Origin of the sequence: Paradesertivirga mongoliensis (genome assembly GCF_024436395.1) — a bacterium.
GTDB classification, from domain to species: domain Bacteria; phylum Bacteroidota; class Bacteroidia; order Sphingobacteriales; family Sphingobacteriaceae; genus Paradesertivirga; species Paradesertivirga mongoliensis.
In genome coordinates, this window is the sequence record NZ_JAFMZO010000003.1 from 573,255 (window position 1) to 590,021 (window position 16,767).

Sequence of the window (16,767 nt, forward strand, 5' to 3'; positions counted from 1 at the left end):
GGACCTCCATCTGGCTCTGCATGATTAAAATAAGTATTTTTGCGTTGATTTTTGAATCCACTTGGGCGAAACCCGAAATTAATGAAACAACACCTTCAACATCCGGTATTTAAAAAGCTGGGACAACTGGCCGACGAATTAGATACTGAAATTTATGTAATTGGAGGCTTTGTACGTGATATATTTCTTGAGCGATCATCAAAAGACATAGATATTCTGGTAATCGGTAACGGCATTACTTTTGCCGAAAAAGCAGGTACAAAATTAAAGACTCAGGTAGCCGTTTTTAAAAACTTCGGAACCGCCATGTTAAGGCACCGAGATCTCGAAATTGAATTTGTTGGCGCCAGAAAAGAATCATACCGGGCAGATTCGAGAAAGCCGCTGGTAGAAGACGGCACTTTGCAAGACGACCAGAAGCGTCGCGACTTCACGATCAACGCCATGGCTTTAAGTCTTAATGGAAAAACCTTCGGCGAGCTGCTCGATCCATTTAAAGGGATCGAAGACCTTGAAAGCAAACTGATTCGCACCCCGCTCAATCCTAACGAAACTTTTTCAGACGACCCCTTAAGAATGATGCGAGCAGTTCGCTTTGCGAGCCAGTTAGGGTTCAAAATTGACCAGATTGCCATTGAGGCAATTAACAAAAATGCCGAACGGATCAAAATAGTTTCAAAAGAGCGAATTACCGACGAACTGAATAAAATTATTCTTTCTCCAAAGCCTTCAGTGGGCTTTAATTACCTGTTTGATACCGGCCTGTTGAAATTGGTTTTTCCTCAAATGGTAGATTTGTACGGGGTAGAGTATATAAACGGTAGAGGACATAAAGATAATTTCTATCACACACTCGAAGTGCTCGATAACATCGCCGAAATTACAGGTGACCTCTGGCTTCGATGGTCAGCTATATTACACGACATTGCCAAGCCTGCCACCAGGCGTTTCGAACCCGGCCACGGATGGACCTTCCACGGGCATGAGGATAAAGGTGCGAGAATGGTTCCAAAAATTTTCGCCCAGCTTAAGCTTCCGCTGAATGAAAAAATGAAGTTTGTACAAAAGCTCGTGCAGCTACACCTGCGCCCCATTGTGCTGGCACAGGAAATTGTTACAGATTCGGCCGTAAGAAGATTATTATTTGATGCAGGAGACGATATAGAAAGCCTTATGCTGCTATGCCATGCCGATGTAACTACTAAAAATGATTATAAAAAGAAAAAATACCGGCAGAATTTTGAGCTTGTAAAGCAAAAATTAAAAGACGTAGAGGAGCGCGACAAGATACGGAACTGGCAGCCTCCCGTTACCGGCGAAGACATCATGGAAACATTTGGCATACCTGCCGGCCGCGAAGTCGGCATGATCAAAAACCAGATCAGAGAAGCAATACTTGAGGGTGAGATAAAGAATTCGAGAGAAGAAGCCTTTCATTTTATGATTAAAAAGGCGAAAGAAATAGGCTTAAAACCAATTGTCAATTTTAAATAACCTTAAGCAAACATTATTAGTAAAAGGGCGTTATCGTTACGCCAAATTATAACAGCAACATTAAAAATTAAACATGGCTATTTATAGATTCAAGGTTTCCTTTGAAGATTACGACGATGTTATACGTGAGATAGACATCAAATCAACTCAAACATTTGAAGATCTGCATCACGCTATCCATCGTACAACGGGCTACAATTCCGACAAATCATCATCATTTTATGTAAGTAACGACCATTGGATCAAAGCAGAGGAGATAGCCTTTTTACCTAACCAACGAAAAGCCGATGCCGGAGTGGCGTTGATGACAGGCACTAAATTGTACAAGTTTATTGACGACCCGCATCAAAAATTTTATTATACCTATAATTTTGAACGCCCCTACGACTTCCATGTTGAATTGATCAAAATTCTTGACGAAGAAAAAGGCAAAGAATACCCAACCTTGGTACGCAGTAACGGTGAGGCTCCAAAACCTCCGGGAAGCGTGGTGATACCGGTTGAAACAGACGAGGAAGGCGACTTCGATTTCCTTAACGACATTGAAGAACCAGATGAGATTGATGACGTAGAAGTGATGGAAGGCGTAGACGAAGATCTGGGAGAAAACCTGGTAGTTGGAAGCCATCCGGATGAGCCCGAAAGCGAAGAAAAAGATGACATCATGGATGAGTTTTCAGATAATGAAAACCTCGATGCAGATGAATTCGACAGCAAAGAAGATTATTAATCTTTATCTTCGTAACCGGTAGAAATATCGGTTACACTTGCCTAAAATCGGTTTACACTTGATGCAAAAAACGCTTATTGTTATCGCAGGTCCAACGGCGATTGGAAAAACAGCACTCGCAATAAAGCTTGCCCAACACTATCAAACCGAAGTCGTATCGGCCGATTCGCGTCAGTTTTATCGCGAAATGGAAATTGGCACAGCGAAACCATCTCAAGCCGAACTCGATAGTGTAAAACATCATTTTATTAATTCGCATTCTGTTACAGATGAGATCACGGTAGGCGACTATGAAACCGAAGCGCTGGAGGTGATAAACCAGATTTTCAAAACACATTCGCTTGCTGTGTTGGTGGGCGGCTCCGGATTATTTATAAAAGCAGTCACCCAGGGGTTTGACGCACTTCCCAAAGCCCCCCCTGCTGTACGACAGGAACTAAACGACTTATTCACCGGAGAAGGAATCTTAGCCTTACAGGAAAAACTTCGGGTTCTGGACCCGGATTATTATGAACAGGTCGATCTGAGTAATCCTCAGCGATTAATCCGGGCGCTTGAAGTTTCCATCTCTACCGGCAAACCATTCTCATCATTTCGCACTAATCAGCCCGAACCAAGGCCATTTAACATCATTCCGATCGGATTAAATACCGAACGGAGGCTCCTTTACCACAGGATTAATCACAGGGTTGACCAGATGGTTGAGGCTGGTTTGCTGGACGAAGTTGAACGCTTAATACCCTTTCGGCATCTCAACGCATTGAACACAGTGGGATATACAGAAATTTTCGACTTCTTTGATAACAAAAAATCTTTAGAAGAAGCTATCGACAGTATTAAACAGAACACCCGCCGTTTCGCCAAACGTCAGCTCACCTGGTTCAGAAAAGATCCTGAGGTCCATTGGTTCGAACCCGAACAAACCGACGAAATATTTTCCTATATTTCAAACAAGGTCCGGTAAGCAAAATATTCCGCGAACATTTCCTTATCAAGTAAAGTTCTCTTTGTATGATCTAATTCAGGCCCTTAACATAACAAGCATGACGATCGGTGTATTAAATGAACCAAATCCGGAAACCAGAGTATCGTTACTACCAGAGCATGTTGCGATACTAACGAAATGGAACATTGAGGTGATCATAGAAGAGGGTGCCGGCAGCTCTGCTTTTGCAAATGATGATAAGTATGCCGAAGCAGGTGCAATTATTGGTAAGCGGCAAACTGTTGTAAACGCATCACAAATCATACTTTGTATTAACCCGCCCGCTTCATCCGATTTACAGAGCATGGAGAACAAAACCATTTTAGGGGTTTTCCAGCCCTTGTTTAACTATCGGCTAATGCAAACTTTTGCATCACAGAATACAACGGTATTTAGCATCGATATGATTCCGAGAACAACGAGAGCCCAGAGCATGGACGTATTGAGCAGCCAGGCTAACATTGCGGGCTATAAAGCCGTGCTTACCGCGGCAAACCTTTATCCGAAATATTTTCCAATGTTTATGACAGCGGCCGGGAGTATCCCTCCTGCAAAGATGCTGATACTGGGTGCGGGAGTAGCCGGACTTCAGGCTATAGCCACCGGCAGAAGACTTGGAGCGATAGTGGAAGTATTTGACACCCGCCCTGCGGTAAGGGAAGAGGTAATGAGCCTTGGAGCAAAATTCGTGGAAGTAGAGGGTGCGGCCGATCCGGGCAGCGCTGGCGGATATGCTGTAGAGCAAACCGAAGAATTTATGCAGCGTCAAAAGGCTAAAATAGCTGAACACGTTGCAAAGGCAGATATCATCATAACTACAGCGCAAATTCCGGGTAAGAAAGCTCCGGTTCTTATCACGACAGAGATGATTGAGGCCATGAAAAACGGATCTGTGATTATCGATCTGGCTGCGGTAACAGGCGGTAACACAGAACTTACTCGAAATGATCAAACTGTGATCCACCAGGGTGTTAGTATTGTTGGCGATTCGAAACTTGCGTCAACCCTGCCAAGTGATGCGAGTAAGTTATACGGAAAGAACATCGTTAATTTCTTACAGTTGCTGACAGACGCAGAAGGAAATCTTAATTTGAATTTTGAAGACGATCTGGTTAAAGGTACTTGCATAGTACACGAGGGCAAAATAGTAAATAAGCGAGTTTCAGAACTGATCGGTATCTTTCCTAATAAGTAAAACATATGCACACATTCTTAGACTTCTTCCATCAACATGTCGAAATTATCTATATAGTAATCTTGTCTGTCTTTTTGGGCATTGAAGTGATCGGCAGGGTTCCAAGTGTATTGCATACCCCGCTAATGAGCGGCGCCAATGCTATTCACGGAGTAGTAGTGATTGGCGCTATCATCGTAACCGGACAGGCACAGCCAGATAATTACCCGGCCCTGATATTGGGTTTCCTGGCAGTTTTATTAGGAACCCTCAATGTGGTGGGCGGCTTCGTGGTAACCGACCGAATGCTTGAGATGTTTAAGAAAAAGAAATAGTCCGACATGGGAATTCATATACTAACACTTTGTTATTTAATCGCTTCCGTAACCTTCATTTTAGGATTAAAAATGTTATCCCATCCCACTACTGCCCGGAAGGGGAATCTGGTGGCGGCTCTCGGCATGGCCATCAGCATTTTCGGCACTATCTTTTTGTTTGAACACCGTGTGGACGGAGAATCAGCTCACCTGCACAACCTCCCGCTGATATTCGCTGCCTTATTTATCGGATCGGCTATTGGATTTGTGTCGGCAAAAAAAATCCAAATGACAGCAATGCCAGAATTGGTCAGCCTTTTTAATGGAATGGGTGGAGCTTGTGCAATGCTTATTTCCGTAATTGAATTCTATCATTACCAGTTCACGGCTACCCCCTCGCCAAACGACGTACTTTATTTAACCCACAAGCTTAGTACGCTCTCAATCCTCGCTATTACCTCTGGTCTGGTAATCGGCAGTATTTCCTTTTCCGGAAGCATCATAGCATGGGGAAAGTTGAGAGGAGTAGTTAAAGACAGGGTCTTCAAAGGACAGCGGGCTCTTAACATGCTATTGCTGATCGTATTAGTTTCGTCGGTAGTAATCCTGGTCGGCATCACTCCTTCCGTATCGTATGTAAGCACAGAAAGTATTGATCCGCTTAATGCGATATCACAAACGTTTCAATACATCTCTAATCTTCATATCTACTTATTTTATGGCATCCTCGCACTTTCGCTGATATACGGCGTACTGTTCGTGTTCCCAATCGGCGGGGCCGACATGCCTGTGGTCATATCTCTCCTTAACTCATTTACCGGCGTTGCAGCCGCTTGCGCGGGATTTGTATATAACAACCAGGCCATGCTCACAGGTGGCATTCTGGTTGGAGCGGCGGGTACTCTCCTAACTATCCTGATGTGTAAAGCTATGAACCGAAGCTTGCTAAACGTGATTGTCGGGTCGTTTGGCGGCGATGCAGCGGGTGCAGCTGCCTCGGCAGAGCAAGGTCATTTTAAAGAAGTAAGCCTGAGCGATGCCGCAATGGTAATGAGCTATGCCAAAAAAGTGATGATTGTGCCGGGATACGGATTGGCCGTAGCACAGGCCCAGCACATTTGCAACGAGCTCGAATCAATCCTGGAAGATAAAGGAGTGGAAGTGAAATACGCCATCCACCCGGTTGCAGGCCGCATGCCCGGGCATATGAATGTTTTGCTTGCCGAAGCTGACGTGAATTATGAAAAGCTTCTGGAGATGGAACAGGCCAATGATGAGTTTAAAACCTGCGACGTGGTGCTAATATTGGGAGCTAACGATGTGGTAAATCCGGCCGCCAAAAAAGATCCGGCCTCTCCAATCTACGGCATGCCTATTCTGGAGGTTGAGCTTTCAAAAATGGTAATAGTCAATAAAAGAAGCATGAAGCCCGGTTATGCCGGGATAGAAAACGAATTATTTTTTCAACCCAAGACAAGCATGCTTTTTGGGGATGCAAAAAAGGTATTGCAGGATTTATGTACGGAAATCAAGGCGGTATGATTTTTTTGGCCACGAAGACACTAAGGCGCTAAATAGATATCTTCAGGCCTGTGTATCTTCGTAGACATCCTCAGAGCTTTTTAAAAGGGGTTGGAATTTTATGTCGCGACAGCTAAGCTTGCGCAGTCGGCCCGCCAAAATTCATCGGAATTGCACCTTCATCCATTACTTTTATCCGTCCGTTTACGGCTTCAAACTTCTCAATATTATCTTCAAGCGCTCTTGCTAATCTTTTTGCATGCTCAGGCGTCAACACGATTCTGGATTTAACCCGGGCTTTAGGAACGCCCGGCATTACGCGTATAAAATCGACCACAAATTCGGTATTTGAATGGGTGATGATTGCCAGGTTAGAATATATACCTTCAGCAATCTCCTCAGATAGCTCTATATTAAGTTGTCCGTCTAAATTCTGTTCTTCCATAATGTAAAAATAAAAATTCCTCTATGAAAAGAGCTGCGCGGGGATAATAGTTTTATATATCTGCTTACAATACTCAGCCGACCAGAGGCTCAACTCTAAATATCCCTCACCAAAAAGAACTGCCTGCTGTAAAGGAGCTTGTTATTATGATAAACTTCGAGCTCCCAGATGCCGGATTTCACTTCATAATCCTCATCAAAGCGGTAACTAAAAAACATTAAATTATTTGTTACTCCCTGCGACATTGATGATACCTGGTGGTATTTCTTATTCATAGGGTTGACTATATCGGTTGGAAACTTCCATACTACCTTCAGGGGAACCATTAAAAATTCCGGCGATTCCAAAATGAGCTCAGCACCGAAGCTAACATTTAGCTTTGCCGGTATCGTATCGGTAAGCGACATAAATTCGTATTTCCTCAGCACGCCACTTGTACCGGTAGGCGAAGCTCCGTTGGGTATCCTGGCTACCCGCTCCGCCTCAATGCGCCCGTAACGAATTTCCCGTAACACAAAGCTGGCACCATCGGCAGTAATAGAATCTGTGCTCGTCGCCTGAAGCGAAACGCTGGTCAAAAGAAAGAGAACTAAGGTGACTAAGGTTTTAGTGATAGGTTTCATAACTTAAATGTAAGGGAAATTTTGGAATGGCATGATAGGAAGAACAGCAATTCTATACGAGCAGAATCATGCCGTTGTGCAGATAAACGACAACAAAGCAATCTAAAGCAAAAAAGTCCCCGCCTTTCAGCGGGGACTTCAGATTATGTCATTCAGAACAAGCTTACGCTTCTTCTTCTACAACCTCTTCTTTAGAAGCTAATAGTTTATCATATTCTTCCTGAGATCCAACGATGATACGCTCATAGCTACGTAATCCGGTTCCCGATGGAATCAGGTGACCAACAATTACGTTCTCTTTCAGACCTAACAGGTTATCACGTTTACCGTGGATAGCTGCCTCGTTCAATACTTTGGTAGTTTCCTGGAAGGAAGCCGCAGAGATAAACGATTTAGTACCCAATGATGCACGGGTAATACCCTGAAGAACCTGGCTTGATGTTGCAGGAATTGCGTCCCTCGCTTCAACCAAACGCATGTCTTTACGTTTCAGAGCAGAGTTCTCATCTCTCAGCTTACGCAGAGTGATGATCTGACCTGGTTTAAGATTCGTAGAATCTCCCGGATCAACAACAACTTTCTTGTCGTAAATATCTTCGTTCTCGATCATGAAGTCCCAACGAGAGATAGCATCTTTCTCAAGGAAACGGGTATCTCCCGGATCTTCAATCATCACTTTCTGCATCATCTGGTGAACAATCACCTCAAAGTGCTTATCGTTGATTTTCACACCCTGTAAACGGTAAACTTCCTGAATTCCGTTAACCAAATATTCCTGAACTGCTGCAGGTCCTTTAATCGCAAGGATATCCGCAGGAGAAATAGAACCATCTGATAAAGGCATACCAGCTTTAACAAAGTCATTATCCTGTACAAGGATGTGCTTAGAAAGAGGGACAAGATATTTCTTAATCTGACCATCTCTGGATTCGATAGAAATTTCGCGGTTACCACGTTTAACACCTCCTAAAGTTACAACTCCGTCAATTTCGGTTACAACAGCAGGATTAGATGGGTTACGAGCCTCGAATAACTCAGTTACACGAGGAAGACCACCGGTGATATCACGGGTTTTTCCTGTCGAACGAGGAATCTTAGCGATAACTTCACCCATTTTCAATTTCTGACCTTCGTCAATTGAAATGTGTGCACCTACCGGGATATTGTATCCTTTAACAGCCTGACCAGTGTTATCCACGATCTTAATAACAGGGTTTTTAGTTTTATCCCTTGTATCGATAATTACTTTCTCCTTGTGACCAGTTTGCTCATCTGATTCCTCACGGAAGGTTACACCTTCGATAACAGCCTCAAACTCAACTTTACCAGTGAACTCGGATATAATTACCGCGTTATATGGATCCCAGCTACAAATCTTATCCCCTTTAGAAACCTTATCTCCTTCTTTTACGAAAAGATAAGAGCCATAAGGAATATTATTGGTAACGATTACTCTGCCACTGTTCGGCTCAATAATGCGGAACTCACCTGAACGGCCTAATACTACGTCAACAGGTCCTTCTTCAATTTCGTAAGGAACAGTTCTGATGTTTTCGAACTCGATTACACCCTCAAATTTCGCATTGATATAAGATTCTGCAGCAATGTTAGATGCGGTACCACCCACGTGGAATGTACGAAGGGTTAACTGCGTTCCCGGCTCACCGATCGACTGAGCGGCAATTACACCGACAGCTTCACCAGCTTGAACACGTTTACCTGTTGCAAGGTTACGTCCGTAGCATAATGCACAAACTCCTCGCTGACTTTCGCAGGTAAGAACCGAACGAATTTCAATTCCTTCTAAAGGAGACGCTTCTATACGGGTAGCTATTTCTTCTGTAATATCGTGTCCTGCAGGAATCAATAATTCATTAGAAATGGGGTCGTAAACATCATGCAAGGTGGTTCTACCTAGGATACGCTCGTATAAAGGCTCAACAATATCCTCGTTATCTTTAAGGGCAGTTGTGAAAATACCTCTTAAAGTACCGCAATCTGTTTCACCAACAATCATATCCTGTGCAACGTCATGCAAACGACGGGTTAGGTAACCAGCATCCGCTGTTTTTAACGCCGTATCCGCAAGACCTTTACGCGCACCGTGAGTTGAGATAAAGTACTCGAGAACCGATAATCCTTCTTTAAAGTTTGAAAGAATCGGGTTTTCGATAATCTCACCACCGGAACCTGATTTTTGAGGTTTCGCCATCAATCCCCTCATTCCGCAAAGCTGACGAATCTGCTCTTTAGAACCACGGGCTCCTGAATCAAGCATCATATACACAGAGTTGAAGCCTTGATTATCTGAAGATAAAATCTCCATTACGTTAGCTGTCAAACGGTTATTGATACGAGTCCAGATATCGATGATCTGATTGTAACGCTCGTTATTGGTAATGAATCCCATGTTATAGTTATTCATTACCTCGTCTACTTCTTTAGAAGCCTGCGCGATAAGAGTAACCTTAGAATCAGGGATATTTAAATCTTGTAAGTTGAACGATAGTCCTCCACGGAAAGCCATTTGGAATCCTAGTTCTTTGATATCATCAAGGAACTGAGCCGCGCGAGCCATACCCGTGTTTTTAACTACTTCACCGATAATATCACGAAGTGACTTCTTAGTAAGAAGTTCGTTGATATATCCCACTTCTTCAGGAACATGCTGATTAAACAATACACGTCCTACTGTAGTATCAATGATCTTGCTAACGATAGTACCATCTTTCTCTTTCACCTTAGCCTTAACCTTGATGAAAGCATGCAGATCGATCATTTTCTCATTATAAGCAATGAGTACCTCTTCTGCAGAATAGAAAGTCTGTCCCTCGCCTTTTACCACTCTACCGGCATCAGTTTTGCGGCCTTTAGTAATATAATAAAGACCCAAAACCATATCCTGTGACGGAACTGTAATCGGCGTACCGTTTGCAGGGTTCAAAATATTGTGAGAAGCAAGCATCAACACTTGCGCTTCAAGGATCGCAGCCTGGCCTAGTGGTACGTGTACCGCCATCTGGTCACCATCAAAATCCGCGTTGAATGCAGTACAAACAAGTGGATGCAACTGGATCGCTTTCCCTTCAATTAATTTTGGCTGGAACGACTGGATACCTAACCTGTGTAGCGTAGGCGCACGGTTTAGTAACACTGGGTGTCCTTTTAATACGTTTTCCAAAATATCCCAAACGATTGGGTCTTTACGGTCAACGATCTTTTTAGCCGATTTAACTGTTTTAACTACTCCCCTTTCAATCATCTTACGAATAATGAATGGTTTGAATAGCTCTGCAGCCATGTCTTTAGGCAAACCGCACTCATGCAGCTTTAGGTTTGGTCCTACAACAATTACTGAACGTGCTGAATAATCCACACGTTTACCGAGTAAGTTCTGACGGAAACGACCTTGTTTACCTTTTAAAATATCAGAAAGAGATTTCAAAGCACGGTTACCTTCAGTTTTAACAGCGTTCACCTTACGTGAGTTGTCAAATAATGAATCTACCGCTTCCTGAAGCATACGTTTTTCGTTACGTAGGATTACTTCCGGAGCTTTAATCTCGATTAATCTTTTCAGACGGTTGTTACGGATAATTACACGACGGTATAAATCGTTCAAATCCGAAGTCGCGAAACGACCGCCTTCTAATGGAACCAACGGACGCAATTCTGGTGGAATCACAGGTACGATCTTAACGATCATCCACTCCGGCTGATTCTCAATATTAGCACGTGCTCCACGGAAAGCTTCTACAACCTGAAGACGTTTTAAAGCCTCATTTTTACGTTGTTGAGAAGTTTCATTAGCTGCCTGGTGACGTAAATCGTAAGATAACTGATCCAGATCAAGGCGTTTCAATAACTCCTCTAATGCATCAGCACCCATTTTAGCCACAAATTTCTGCGGATCTTTATCGTCTAAATATTGGTTCTCTTTTGGTAAAGTATCAAGGATGTCAAGATACTCCTCCTCTGTTAAGAAATCCATTTTCGCTATTCCGTCAGCTTCTTTCAAACCCGGCTGAATAACAACGTAACGTTCGTAATAAATAATAAGATCTAGTTTTTTGGTAGGAAGACCTAACAAATAACCAATCTTGTTCGGAAGAGAACGGAAGTACCAGATGTGCGCAACAGGAACCACAAGATTAATGTGTCCCATACGCTCACGACGTACTTTTTTCTCGGTTACTTCTACACCGCAACGGTCGCACACGATCCCCTTGTAACGGATACGTTTGTATTTACCGCAATGGCATTCGAAATCTTTTACCGGACCGAAAATTCTTTCGCAGAATAAACCATCACGCTCAGGCTTGTAAGTCCTGTAGTTAATGGTTTCCGGCTTTAAAACCTCACCGCTTGAACGCTCCAGGATAGACTCAGGAGATGCAAGACTGATCGTAATGCTGGTGAAGTTACTTTTGATTTTATTATCTTTCTTGTAAGACATATCTCTTTTTTTATTGAAGGTGAAAGGTTTTGAGGTGAAAGGTAAAAGGTACTGGCACCGCCCGAAAACCTTTTACCTTTTTAGCTTTTGCCCTTAACCTTAGTCTAACGTGATTTCCAAACCTAAACCTCTTAACTCATGAACCAATACATTGAATGATTCAGGAACTGAAGGAGTTGGAAGGGTTTCACCTTTAACAATCGCTTCGTATGTTTTAGCACGGCCTACAACATCATCAGATTTAACCGTTAAGATCTCCTGAAGAATGTTAGCTGCACCGAATGCCTCAAGTGCCCAAACCTCCATCTCACCAAAACGCTGACCACCAAACTGAGCTTTACCACCCAGAGGTTGTTGTGTAATTAATGAGTATGGTCCGATTGAACGTGCGTGCATCTTATCATCAACCATGTGACCCAGTTTCAGCATGTAGATAATACCTACTGTAGTTGGCTGGTCAAAACGCTCGCCTGTTAAGCCATTGTATAAATATGTTCTTCCTGATGCTGGCACGCCTGCTTTAGAAACCCACTCCTCCACTTCTTCATGACTCGCGCCATCAAAAATAGGGGTAGCGAATTTAATTCCAAGCTCCTTACCTGCCCAGCCTAAAACAGTTTCGTAAATCTGTCCAAGGTTCATACGCGAAGGTACGCCGAGCGGGTTAAGAACGATATCTACAGGAGTTCCGTCTTCCAGGAATGGCATATCCTCATCACGAACAATACGTGCAACGATACCTTTATTACCGTGACGTCCGGCCATCTTATCACCCACTTTAAGCTTACGCTTTTTAGCGATGTAGACTTTAGCCATCTGTACAATTCCTGATGGAAGCTCATCTCCAACACTGATCGCGAACTTATCACGTTTGTAAGCACCAAGCTCTTCGTTTAGCTTAATGTTATAATTGTGAAGCAATTGCTTGATCAGCTCGTTTTTATCTTCATCAGTTGTCCATTTAGTTGGATTAATGTTTGCAAACTCAAGGTCGGCAAGCATTTTCTGAGTGAATTTAGCTCCCTTCGGTACTAACAACTCTTTGTAGACATTAAATACGCCCTGAGAAGTTTTACCGTTCACGATAGTGAAAAGTTTATCAATAAGGCCATCTCTCAAAGTTTTCACCGCTTTAAAATGACCGTTATCCAATTTCTCTAAGGCTGCTTTCTCTTCAGCTTTAGTTGTTTTCTTAGCACGTGAGAATAGCTTTGTATCGATAACCACACCACTGATTGAAGGCGGAGTTTTTAAAGACGCATCTTTCACATCACCTGCTTTATCTCCGAAGATTGCACGAAGAAGCTTTTCTTCCGGTGAAGGATCAGACTCGCCTTTCGGAGTAATCTTACCAATTAAAATATCACCTTCTTTCACTTCAGCGCCAACGCGGATGATACCATTTTCATCAAGGTCTTTAGTAGCCTCTTCAGAAACGTTTGGAATATCCGGTGTCAATTCTTCTTCTCCACGCTTTGTATCACGAACCTCTAATTCAAACTCTTCAATATGAAGAGACGTAAAGATATCCTGAGATACAACACGCTCAGAAATTACAATCGCATCCTCAAAGTTGAAACCTTGCCAAGGCATGAATGCCACTTTAAGGTTTCTTCCTAATGCTAATTCACCATCCTGAGTTGCATATCCTTCACAGAGAACCTGTCCTTTTTCAACTTTCTGACCTTTTTTAACGATCGGCTTCAAGTTGATACAAGTGCTTTGGTTGGTTTTTTTGAATTTTGTTAAACGGTATGATTTTGTCTCGCCTTCAAAAGAAACCAGTCTGTCGTCTTCGTTTCTTTCGTAAGTGATGCGGATTTCGTTTGCATCCACATACTCTACCACACCATTTCCTTCCGCATTGATCAACGTACGTGAATCACGGGCAACACGACCTTCCAAACCTGTACCAACAATTGGCGCTTCAGGACGAAGCAATGGTACCGCCTGGCGTTGCATGTTTGAACCCATCAATGCACGGTTAGCATCATCATGCTCAAGGAACGGAATTAATGACGCAGCGATAGAAGTGATCTGGTTAGGAGCAACGTCCATCAAATCAAGTCTGTCTGGCTCGATAATTGGGAAGTCACCCTCGAAACGCGCTTTTACACGTGGAGTTTCGAAATTTCCCTTTTCATCATACGATGCATTTGCCTGAGCGATTGTTTTTCCATCCTCATCTTCAGCAGATAAGTAGATAACAGGCTCTTCAACAACCACGCGTCCGTTGTCTACCTTACGATAAGGTGTTTCAATGAAACCGAGATTATTGATTTTGGCATGAACGCAAAGTGATGAAATCAAACCGATGTTTGGTCCCTCCGGAGTTTCGATGGTACACAACCTTCCATAGTGAGTGTAGTGAACGTCACGAACCTCGAAACCAGCGCGCTCTCTTGAAAGACCACCGGGTCCTAAGGCCGACAGACGACGCTTGTGCGTAATCTCTGCCAGAGGATTGGTCTGATCCATGAACTGTGATAACTGATTGGTTCCGAAGAACGAGTTGATCACAGATGAAAGTGTACGTGCGTTAATTAAATCTGTTGGGGTAAACACCTCGTTGTCACGAATGTTCATACGCTCGCGGATAGTACGAGCCATACGCGCCAGACCTACACCAAACTGAGCATATAACTGCTCGCCCACTGTACGTACACGACGATTTGACAAGTGATCAATATCATCCACCTCAGCTTTTGAGTTGATTAATTTGATCAGGTATTTTACTATCGCGATGATATCTTGTTTCGTTAAAACTTTGGTAGCATCAGGCGTATCCAGTTTCAACTTACGGTTGATACGGTAACGGCCTACATCTCCAAGGTCATAACGTTTGTCTGAAAAGAATAAACGGTCGATGATACCACGCGCAGTTTCCTCGTCAGGTGGTTCAGCGTTACGTAACTGACGATAGATATGCTCTACCGCTTCTTTTTCAGAGTTAGAAGTATCCTTCTGTAATGTGTTATATATAATAGAATAATCGGCGTTGCTGGACGCATCATCCTTAGAAAGGATAACGGTTTTAACACCAGCATCGATGATCATATCGATATGGTCGTCTTCTAAGATGGTTTCACGCTCAAGGATGATCTCATTACGATCGATAGAAACTACCTCACCTGTATCTTCATCCACAAAATCTTCTACCCATTTCTTAAGAACCCTTGCAGCGAGCTTACGGCCAACAAATTTCTTCAGGCCTGATTTGCTAACTTTTACCTCATCAGCCAATTCGAACAACTCCAGGATATCCTTATCAGAGTCGTATCCAATTGCACGAAGAAGCGTGGTAACCGGGAATTTCTTCTTACGATCGATGTACGCATACATCACGTTATTTACGTCTGTTGCAAACTCAATCCAAGAACCTTTGAAAGGTATTACACGGGCAGAATATAATTTGGTACCGTTAGTGTGACGGCTTTGACCGAAGAACACACCTGGCGACCGGTGTAACTGCGATACAATTACACGTTCTGCACCATTAATTACAAATGTCCCCTTTGGAGTCATGTAGGGGATAGTTCCCAGGTACACATCCTGAACAATTGTCTCAAAATCCTCATGCTCGGCATCGTTACATGATAAACGTAACTTAGCTTTTAACGGAACACTGTGTGTTAAACCACGCTCAATACACTCTTGTATATCGTAACGCGGCGGATCAATAAAGTAATCAAGAAATTCTAAAACGAAGATGTTTCTTGAGTCAGAGATCGGGAAGTTCTCAGCAAACACCTTAAACAAGCCCTCTGAGTGGCGATTGTCTGAAGTTGTTTCCAATTGAAAAAATTCCCTGAAAGATTGCAATTGCACATCCAGGAAATCGGGATAATCGATCACGTGTTTGCTGGTCGCAAAATTTACTCTTTCGCTTTGATTTTTGTTTGCCAATGGATTAAGATTTTAGTTTAAAAAATAAACTGTGACTTATTCGTTTTTTTGGATTATCCCCAATCTTGTAAAGTCAAACAAAAATGGGTACAATACAAACAGCAATAGACCCCGGTGAAAACCGGAGTCTAAGGCTATTTATTTATTGAGTTAAGATTACTTAATCTCAACAACAGCTCCTGCTTCTTCTAATTGTTTTTTAAGAGCTTCAGCTTCGTCTTTAGCAACACCAGCTTTTAATTCTTTAGGTGCACCGTCAACTAGATCTTTAGCTTCTTTCAAACCTAGACCAGTTAGGTCTTTTACAAGTTTAACAACTGCTAATTTCTGACCGCCAGCCTCTTTAAGGATAACGTCGAAAGAAGTTTTCTCTTCTGCAGCAGCAGGGGCATCGCCACCGCCAGCTGGAGCAGCAACTGCAACTGCAGCAGCAGCAGGCTCAATACCATACTCGTCTTTTAGGATCTGAGCTAATTCGTTAACTTCTTTTACTGTCAAGTTTACTAATTGATCAGCAAACGCTTTTAAATCTGCCATTATATTTAATTTTTAAATCAATACTTTTTTAAAATGTACGGAGCTTGAAGGTGCCCGTTTTAACCTCTTTCTTGTAATGTTTTCACTAAACCTGCGATTGTAGTTCCACCCGATTGAAGAGCAGAAATAACATTCTTAGCAGGCGACTGCAATAATCCGATGATTTCTCCAACAAGCTCCTCTTTAGATTTCAGAGTTGCAAGAGCTTCTAGCTGGTTATCGCCAACAAATACTGCTGTATCAATATAAGCGCCTTTTAAAACTGGCTTATCACCTGTTCTTCTAAGCTCTTTAATCAATTTTGCAGGAGCATTTGCTACTGATGAAAACAGGATAGTTGATGAACCTTTTAATACCGAGTCAAAATCTGAAGAATCTACGCCCGCAGCTTCCATAGCCTTACGAATAAGGGTATTTTTTGCTACTTGTAAAGAGATTCCGTTTTCAAAAAATTTACGACGGATGGTATTAATTTTTGCTACAGTTAGTTCGGAAGTATCGGTAATATAGAAATTACCGTACTCTTTGATCTGCTCAGACAAAGCTTGAACAATCTCTTGTTTTTCTTCTTTTCTCATG

The 16,767-nt window shown here is 42.7% G+C and carries 12 protein-coding genes; 6 read left to right on the plus strand and 6 right to left on the minus strand.

Annotated elements, in window-relative coordinates; genetic code table 11:
• Positions 1 to 81: 81 nt before the first annotated feature.
• From J3P43_RS13740 to J3P43_RS13765, 6 genes are all read left to right on the plus strand, one after another.
• Entirely contained in the window at positions 82 to 1,494 is a 1,413-nt protein-coding gene (locus tag J3P43_RS13740) for a CCA tRNA nucleotidyltransferase (protein ID WP_255903353.1), read from the plus strand.
• 73 nt (positions 1,495 to 1,567) lie between these two features.
• On the plus strand, positions 1,568 to 2,224 hold the full coding sequence (locus J3P43_RS13745) for an IS1096 element passenger TnpR family protein (RefSeq protein WP_255903356.1): 657 nt from the start codon (positions 1,568 to 1,570) through the stop codon (positions 2,222 to 2,224).
• A gap of 61 nt (positions 2,225 to 2,285) precedes the next feature.
• On the plus strand, positions 2,286 to 3,188 hold the full coding sequence (gene miaA / locus J3P43_RS13750; RefSeq protein WP_255903358.1) for a tRNA (adenosine(37)-N6)-dimethylallyltransferase MiaA: 903 nt from the start codon (positions 2,286 to 2,288) through the stop codon (positions 3,186 to 3,188).
• Between the two features lie 79 nt (positions 3,189 to 3,267).
• Positions 3,268 to 4,404, plus strand: a complete 1,137-nt coding sequence (locus J3P43_RS13755) for a Re/Si-specific NAD(P)(+) transhydrogenase subunit alpha (protein ID WP_255903360.1) — start codon at positions 3,268 to 3,270, stop codon at positions 4,402 to 4,404.
• Positions 4,405 to 4,409: 5 nt separating this feature from the next.
• Positions 4,410 to 4,718, plus strand: coding sequence for an NAD(P) transhydrogenase subunit alpha part 2 (locus tag J3P43_RS13760; RefSeq protein WP_255903362.1), 309 nt, complete (start codon positions 4,410 to 4,412; stop codon positions 4,716 to 4,718).
• Positions 4,719 to 4,724: 6 nt separating this feature from the next.
• Positions 4,725 to 6,242, plus strand: coding sequence for an NAD(P)(+) transhydrogenase (Re/Si-specific) subunit beta (locus J3P43_RS13765; protein WP_255903364.1), 1,518 nt, complete (start codon positions 4,725 to 4,727; stop codon positions 6,240 to 6,242).
• Positions 6,243 to 6,354: 112 nt separating this feature from the next.
• Here the strand turns inward: J3P43_RS13765 and J3P43_RS13770 are convergent, their stop codons facing one another.
• The 6 genes from J3P43_RS13770 to rplJ form a co-directional block, all read right to left on the minus strand.
• Positions 6,355 to 6,666, minus strand: coding sequence for a DUF3467 domain-containing protein (locus tag J3P43_RS13770; RefSeq protein WP_255903366.1), 312 nt, complete (start codon positions 6,664 to 6,666; stop codon positions 6,355 to 6,357).
• 95 nt (positions 6,667 to 6,761) lie between these two features.
• A complete protein-coding gene (locus tag J3P43_RS13775) occupies positions 6,762 to 7,289 on the minus strand; it encodes a DUF3859 domain-containing protein (RefSeq protein ID WP_255903368.1) in 528 nt (175 codons plus the stop codon).
• 163 nt (positions 7,290 to 7,452) lie between these two features.
• Entirely contained in the window at positions 7,453 to 11,745 is a 4,293-nt protein-coding gene (gene rpoC, locus J3P43_RS13780) for a DNA-directed RNA polymerase subunit beta' (RefSeq protein WP_255903370.1), read from the minus strand.
• 99 nt (positions 11,746 to 11,844) lie between these two features.
• On the minus strand, positions 11,845 to 15,651 hold the full coding sequence (rpoB, locus tag J3P43_RS13785) for a DNA-directed RNA polymerase subunit beta (RefSeq protein WP_255903372.1): 3,807 nt from the start codon (positions 15,649 to 15,651) through the stop codon (positions 11,845 to 11,847).
• 156 nt (positions 15,652 to 15,807) lie between these two features.
• Positions 15,808 to 16,188 carry a 50S ribosomal protein L7/L12 gene (rplL, locus tag J3P43_RS13790; RefSeq protein ID WP_255903374.1) on the minus strand — a complete coding sequence of 127 codons (381 nt, stop codon included), beginning with the start codon at positions 16,186 to 16,188 and terminating at the stop codon, positions 15,808 to 15,810.
• 59 nt (positions 16,189 to 16,247) lie between these two features.
• A complete protein-coding gene (gene rplJ / locus J3P43_RS13795) occupies positions 16,248 to 16,766 on the minus strand; it encodes a 50S ribosomal protein L10 (RefSeq protein WP_255903376.1) in 519 nt (172 codons plus the stop codon).
• Position 16,767: the final 1 nt, after the last annotated feature.